Source organism: Streptomyces sp. NPDC028991, assembly GCF_055564775.1.
This window is the reverse complement of the sequence record NZ_JBVHVP010000069.1, coordinates 1-1593: the sequence shown is the minus strand read 5'-3', so window position 1 is coordinate 1593 and position 1593 is coordinate 1. Positions and strand designations below refer to the sequence as shown.

General features: G+C 69.7%; 1 protein-coding gene. It reads left to right on the top strand.

Annotated elements, in window-relative coordinates:
- A partial coding sequence (locus tag ACZ4V1_RS35850) for a condensation domain-containing protein (RefSeq protein ID WP_468345350.1) occupies positions 1-1593 on the top strand: 1593 nt, incomplete at both ends.

The window sequence follows — 1593 nt, the reverse complement described above, 5'->3', positions numbered from 1 at the left end:
ACCCGCCTCGTCAGCCGCATCCGCACCACCCTGGGCGCCGAACTCTCCATCCGACAGCTCTTCGAGACACCGACGATCGCCGGGCTGTCCGGGGCGCTCGACCAGGCAGGACAGGCCCGCACCGCGCTCACCGCCAAGCCCCGCCCCGAACGCATCCCGCTCTCCTACGCCCAGCAACGCCTCTGGTTCCTGCACCAGCTCGAAGGCCCCACCCCCACCTACAACACCGTTCTGACGCTGCGTCTCACCGGGACGCTCGACGCGGAGGCCCTGCGGGATGCGATCAGTGACGTCGTCGCCCGCCACGAAAGCCTGCGCACCGTCTTCACCGAGGACGAACAGGGCGCCTACCAGATCGTGCTGCCCGCGGAAGCCGCCGAGGCACCGTTCTCAGTCGTCGACGTGGCGGAGGAGGAGACCGGCGACCGGCTGAACGAGGCCGTCGGCCACAGCTTCGACCTGGCCCAGGAACTCCCGGCCCGCACCTGTCTGTTCCGGGTCTCGGAGGACGAGCACGTCCTGCTGCTGCTCATCCACCACATCGCCAGCGACGCCTGGTCCCGCACGCCCCTGGCCCGCGACCTCACCACCGCCTATGCGGCCCGCGTCCGCGACGAGGCTCCCACGTGGACACCGCTCTCCGTCCAGTACGCCGACTACGCCCTGTGGCAGCGGGAAGTCCTCGGCGACGACACCGACGCCGACAGCGCGGCCGGCAGACAACTCGCCTACTGGGAACAGCAGCTGGCCGGGCTCCCCGAGCAGCTCGACCTTCCCACCGACCGGCGCCGGCCGACCGTCGCGGGGTACTCGGGTGACCGCATTCCGTTCACCGTCCCGGCGGAGCTTCACGCGCGGCTGACCGAGCTTGCGCGGGCCACCAACACCAGCGCGTTCATGGTGACTCAGGCGGCGGTCGCCGTCCTGCTCACCCGCCTCGGCGCGGGTGAGGACATCCCCATCGGCACCCCCATCGCCGGACGCACCGACGACGCCACCGACCACCTCATCGGTCTCTTCATCAACACGCTCGTCCTCCGTACGGACACGGCCGGCAATCCGACCTTCCGTGAGCTCCTCGACCGGGTCCGCGACACCGACCTCGCGGCCTACGCACACCAGGACCTCCCCTTCGAGCGGCTGGTCGAGGCGCTGAACCCGGCCCGTACGCTGTCCCACCACCCGCTCTTCCAGGTGCTGCTGACCTTCAACAACACGGACCACGAGGGGGCGTTGAAGGACATCGGCGAGCTTCCGGGGCTGGAGGTCGCGCTCCAGGAGGTCCAGCGGACCTCATCGAAGTTCGACCTCTCCTTCGGTTTCGCGGAGTCCTTCGACGAGGCGCGCCGGCCGCAGGGGATCAACGCGGCACTGGACTTCAGCACCGACCTCTTCGACCGCGACTCCGCCCAGGCCATCGCGGACCGATTCGTCCGTGTGCTGGAGGCCGTGACCGCAGTCCCCGATCACCACATCAGCGACATCGACCTCATGAACGCGGCCGAACGGCAGCGGGTGCTGGTCGACTGGAACGGCGCCCGCACCGACCTCCCCGGCACCCCCCTGCACGAACTCGTCACCCAGCAGGCACAA